The sequence below is a fragment of the Roseibium sp. genome, assembly GCF_025698965.1.
In the GTDB taxonomy this organism is placed as follows: Bacteria; Pseudomonadota; Alphaproteobacteria; order Rhizobiales; family Stappiaceae; genus Roseibium.
The window spans coordinates 1-5,530 of sequence record NZ_JAILWL010000444.1; the positions used below are offsets into that span (position 1 = coordinate 1).

Below are 5,530 nucleotides of genomic sequence, written 5' to 3' on the forward strand. Positions count from 1 at the left end.
AAAGGCTTCCAGATGCGAACCGCGCTTGATGATTTCCTCCGGCATGTCGAGCATGTCCGACAGGCCGCGGTTCCACGCGACCAGTCTCAGGTCGCTGTCGAACACGGTAAAGCCCTGATTGATGTGATCCAGTGCCGCCTGCATCAAATCAAGCTGCGCTTTCAAATGCTGTGTCTCCTCCATGTGGGGGAGATTAGATCAAAACGCGGTGAGACTGAACAGCAGAGGTATAATCCGAAAGGGGAGAGGGAAACTGATACTGTTTTGATTTGCGACCGCCTTGAGCCCTCGAAAAGAGCGTATGTCAGCTATCAAACGGATCCCGAAAGCTGCCGTTAGTGATGATCCGCAGAAGGAACCAGCCGTGAAGGATGGACCTCGGACCTTCGCTTCAAGCGCGAACTTGGGACCATTGGTCCGCACTGACTGACACCACGAAACGCGGCACGTGTTTGCTACTTACGTGGCCCACCGGACAAGATTGAAGGAACTGCACCGCCGAGGAGTTTCGACGAGATGAGAGGTCATCGGAAACCGTCGGCGATGCAGACTTGGTCACTGTGTTGGTGTCATTCGATGCTAAATGAATCTAAAGTCGGCATCCTGGTTCAGCACAAATTCGTCAAGCCCGCCTTGATTGAGCTGGAAGCCGACGTCTATGGCTTGGCCCGCTGCGATATCAGCATTCCAGCCGACATCCGACACAATAATCCCGCTATGATCAGCATTCGCGCTCCAGTCGCTGTTCCAGCTGCCGCTGATGAGTGAAGGATCCAGGTCGACTTCAACCGTCCACCCCCCGTTGAAATCAAAGGTATCGACATTGGAGATCTCCAGAAGCACCGTAGCACCAGAGCCCCAATCGTTTGAGACGACTAGCGCCGCATCAAGGGCATCGGAACCATCCCCATCTCCCGTGTCGCCAGTGTCCCCGGTGCCGTCATCCGATCCATCGTCGCCGGTGCCGTCGTCGCCCGTATCATCGTCTCCGGTCCCATCATCATCCGAACCGCCTCCGATCGGCGTGCCGGTATAGTCCTCATAGCCCTGCACGCTGTGATAAGGGGCGCGGTCGACACCACCGGCCATCTCAACACTCTTGCCGGTGAAGACGTTCTCGCTGACATAGGTGAAGCCGTCGATCATAGCATCCAGTCCCATCCTTCCGGCGATGCCATCTTCAAGCTGGTTGGCGCGCCACTCGAAATGGGAACTGTCGAGCTCCGAGAAGGACACGTCGCGAAGGGTAAGGCTCTGTCCCGTCAGCGGGTTGTAGAAGCGCGCGCCCTCGGCTGTGTCTTCGACGGCGAAGTTGAGCTGACCGTCACCGCGCACAGAGAGGTAGAAGAAGCTGATCTTGTCTGTCGCCGGGTTGAAGTCGACGGTCTCAACCAGCCCCTCTTCGTGCGAGCGAATGTAGACCGTGTTGTCCCGCACCAGACCGGTGCCGTTCTCATAGGCCAGGACCGCGCTGAGGTCCTGTTGCAGATGGGCGTCGGAGATCGGCGCGAAGTTCTCAGGATGAAGATCGGCGAGACTGACGCCCTCCAGCAACAGGGATTTGCTGCTGTCGAACATGTGCAGCATCATGAAGCCTGCGGGCGTATCGACCGGGATCTGGTTGTGGATCGAATCCGAGCCCAGATCGAGCACATCGGTTGTCGGATCGAACCCGGTCACGACCGAGGTCTGGCCGACATAATACGTTGTCCCGCCGCCGACAAACGGCCCGGAGCCGCCGGTGTCTCCCGTGTCGTCGTCGCCTGTACCATCGCCGCCGGTGCCGTCATCGCCGGTATCTTCAACATCATCGTCGTAGATGGTGCCGGTGGCAACAATCTCGGTCCCATCCGGGTCAGTGATGACCAGCGTCAGCGTCTCGTCAGCCTCTTCCACGGTGTCGGCGATGACTTCGACGGTTATCTGCGCTGTTTGTTGACCAACGGTGAATTCAACTGTCCCACTTGCGGCGACATAATCTTCGCCCGCGATTGCGGTGCCATCGCGCGTTTCGTAGGCAAAACTGAGTGCCTCGGTTGCAGGTGCATCAAGAGACACATCGAAAATGAGCAATGTCGTGGCGCTTCCCGTGCCATCATCCGTCTCAGAATTGGGGTCGAGCAGCGGATCCAGCAGAACAGCGGCATTTTGGCGAACCGTCGTCCAATCATCCAACACATAACCGCCGGTGTCGCCGGAATTGGGGTTCCAGGACCACCATGCGAAACTCGGTCCAACCTCGCCCGCGTTGAGATCGTTGACCCCGTCGCCGTCAAAATCGCCTGATAGATAGTTGGTGATGGCTTCTGCCCACACAAGGTCCTGGGCGTTTTCCAATCGGGAACCAAATTCACCCAAGAGAATGGGTGCAATACCTTCTTCATAGATGAAACCCCAGTTCTCACGGAAAACTTCGTAGAGGTCCGAGCCGTCGGTGAACCAAGGTTGCTGGTAAATCGAGGCGGGGTAGTCATGCGGTGAATAGACGAGTTTGTTGTCGACCGCCAATTCCACGGGGCGGTCCCGTACGCCCTGAAGCTGACCTCCCCACCAATAATTGTCGCCATCGTAGTTGCCGATCCCTTCCACCAGAATCAGCCAGTCTGGTGCCACGTCGAGGACGGCGTTGCCTGCCTGTTCAGCGGCCGCCGCCCAATCGTTGCGCTCACCCGTGCCCCAGGTGCCAAGATGCGGTTCGTTGAGAAGATCGGCACCGATGACGGCGGTCGAGTCTCCGTACCGGGTCGCAAGAGTTTCCCAGGCTGAGATCCAGTCTGTCTCGTCATAAGCACCGGAATACCAGATCCCTTCGGCTCCATTGCCCTGAGTGACTCTGTGCGCATCGAGGATGATCTTGATTCCGATTTCCTCGGCATAATCGATTATCCGGTCAAAGATTTCGAGCGTGGTGAGCCCGGCAAGGCTCGGATCGCCTCCCACCGAGGTCGCGACCTGGTTTTCCAGGATGTTTTGAACCGAAAATGGCAGGCGGATCGCGTTGAAGCCCTCGTCGACCATCTGATCCATCATCTCTGTCATGGGGCGCTGCCAGAGCCCGTGGGGCGCACGCACGTCGTTTTCTGCGCCGAACCAGTTCACTGCGCGAATTTGAACGGCGTCACCATTGCTGTCGATGATCTGGTTCCCGGCAGTCGAGAGCGGGCCGTCCGCGATGAGCTGACCCGTTGCCACGGACCCTGCGTCGGGGTCGCCCTCCACAACGCTCGCGTCACTGATGCTCAACACTGGAGGATCCGTCGGCGGAGTATCGGTGTCATTGTCAAGGATTGTTCCGGTCGCGGTGCCGTCGCCGATTTCGGCGCCGTCCGCGGTGAGGAGCTCCAGCGTAAAGGATTCCGTACCCTCCTGGGTCATATCGTCGGTCAGGGGCAGTGTGATCGTGGCCGTCGTTTGCCCGGCAGGGATCACGATCTGCGTGCTTGCGCCCGTATAGTCACTGCCATCGGTGGCCGTGCCGGAAACGGTCTGATAGGTGATCGTGATGTCCGTGGTTGACGGTTCGGAGAGCTGAAGATCGAAGCTGATCTCTCCATCTGCTTCCGACGATGTGACGTCAGTGACAGAGACAACCGGGAGTGGCGTGGGGTCGCTCGGTGTGTCGAGCGGTTCCCCCACAAGAGCGACCGGGGTAATTTCGTGAACGCTTCCGCTGCCCTGAAACCCAAAGGACACGGTTCCACCTGCGGCCACGTTTGCATTGTAACCCATCGCCTCGACCACATAGCGGTCCCCGACCCTTGACACGATCCGGGCGTTCCAGATGTTCACGATTTCACCGGGATAGTCGAAGGTAACGGTCCACCCGTTCAGCGATTGTGTTGGCGACAGGCTGAGATCTGCGACCAGACCCGACCCCCAGCGGCTGCGCAGATCAAGATCAAGAGTGTTGGATTCAGTAGAAAAAGTCGACATGCTTCATCTCCGGTACTTGCCTCTCCGCGAGCTGAAGCGCAATCATGAACAAATCATTGCGGCGAAAAAACGCAAGGTGCCAAAATAACTAAGAAAATATTTCTTTTTGTTTTTGATCTAGTTTCGAAATAATTGAATTATTCTAATTTTGATTACGTAGAGGGAGATTAAAGTTTATCAATTCTTTTATTTTATTCCTATCAAAGTATTCTGCTTCTTATGGGTATGTTTGGTTGTATTCAAACTTTAGATTGCAATAAGGAGAGTGTTCAGCAGCACCAGACTTGAAACTTCCATTGTGCCGGACTTGAAGCCGCCATTGTGTATGACGCTTTCGAAGTCAAATCACTTGGACCAGCCTGTCCGCAATCGCCCTGCCGAGTATGCAGCGCTACTTCTCACCCGCTTCGCTGCCTTGCATGACCTGGTGCTGCCGAAGGGGGAATACGGCGGGTATTCGGGTCGGCATGCATAGTGGGGCAGACCTAAAAACAGTGTCAGAACAACTAGGCCGTTTCCGCGATCTCCTGCCAGACCTTTTCGGCATCCCTTGTATTTGAGGGCTTGCCCGCGCGACGGAACCAGTAGGCGGCGTTGCCGTAATCCCTTTCGATCAGGTGGCAGAGCGCGTGGATCCAGTCATGGGTTTTCTCGCCTTCAAAGCTCTGGCAGATTTCGTGGGCCTTCTGCCATTCCGGCCCGAGGCTGAGATTTCCCTTTTTCAGCCACCAGAGGGCTTGCCGTTCCGGTGAGAAATTCGCGGGCGGACTGGCGCTTGTGAGATCCATCTTCGGTGTTTCGGACATGGGATGTTCCTTTTGAAGTCAGGAGGACGAGACTATGTTATAGCCCTGCAAACATCAGTTTGGCCGTTTGCGTCGACAGTGAAGATTGCTTTTCCGGTGTGATGTTTGAAGAATAGGCGGCAGTGACAGACCGTTATCGGCTAATCAGCAAAGAATGACCAAGTTGGACTTTAACAAACCAAATCCAACCGTTCAGGATGTTGCGCGGGCAGCAAAAGTATCGACGGCGACCGTCAGCCGGGCGCTGTCGACACCTGAAAGGGTTTCGGTCAAGACCCGCGACAAGGTTGCCAGGGCGGTCGAGGAAACCGGCTATGTTCTCAATCATGCCGCGCGCAACTTGCGGCGACAGGATACCGGCACGATCGTGGCTCTCGTTCCCGATATCGGGAACTCGCATTTTTCCAACATCCTGCAAGGGATCGAGACCGTCTGCGCGGACAGGAACCTGAAGGTTCTGATTGCCGATACGCGCAAACCGTCCATGTCACGCTCAAGGCTCAGTGATTATTTCAGCAAGAACAATTGCGACGGCATCGTGATCCTGGACGGGCATTTTTCGATTTCCGATATTCGTGCAGCCAACCCCAAATTGCCACCGATCGTGACTGCTGGGGAATGGAGTGACGATCCGGCGGTTCCGATCGCCGTGGTCGACAACTTCCTCGGTGCGGAATTGGCAATCTCCCATCTTCTGGCGTGCGGTCACACAAATATCGGCCATGTGACGGGTTTGCTGACGCACAAGCCGGGCCGGGATCGCCTTGAAGGTTTCAAGGCAACGCTCAAAG

4 protein-coding genes are annotated in these 5,530 nt (G+C 56.4%); 1 reads left to right on the forward strand and 3 read right to left on the reverse strand.

All coding sequences use genetic code 11. The annotated features are described in order from the left end of the window. From K5905_RS26505 to K5905_RS26515, 3 genes are all read right to left on the reverse strand, one after another. A partial coding sequence (locus K5905_RS26505; protein WP_367187028.1) for a PAS-domain containing protein occupies window positions 1–183 on the reverse strand: 183 nt, incomplete at its 3' end. A 396-nt stretch (window positions 184–579) separates the two neighbouring features. Then, complete coding sequence (locus tag K5905_RS26510; RefSeq protein ID WP_297589830.1) at window positions 580–3,933, reverse strand: cellulase family glycosylhydrolase; 3,354 nt, start codon at window positions 3,931–3,933, stop codon at window positions 580–582. Window positions 3,934–4,439: 506 nt separating this feature from the next. Next, window positions 4,440–4,739 (reverse strand): hypothetical protein, encoded by a 300-nt coding sequence (locus K5905_RS26515; protein ID WP_297589834.1) that lies wholly within the window; start codon window positions 4,737–4,739, stop codon window positions 4,440–4,442. A gap of 154 nt (window positions 4,740–4,893) precedes the next feature. Between K5905_RS26515 and K5905_RS26520 the strand changes: the two genes are divergently transcribed. Next, on the forward strand, window positions 4,894–5,530 hold a 637-nt coding region (locus tag K5905_RS26520), incomplete at its 3' end, for a LacI family DNA-binding transcriptional regulator (protein WP_297589837.1).

Bases quoted from the DNA above. Each gene is read 5' to 3' on its own strand.
- K5905_RS26510 (WP_297589830.1), bottom strand. From the start codon at position 3,933: ATGTCGACTTTTTCTACTGAATCCAACACTCTTGATCTTGATCTGCGC.
- K5905_RS26515 (WP_297589834.1), bottom strand. From the start codon at position 4,739: ATGTCCGAAACACCGAAGATGGATCTCACAAGCGCCAGTCCGCCCGCG.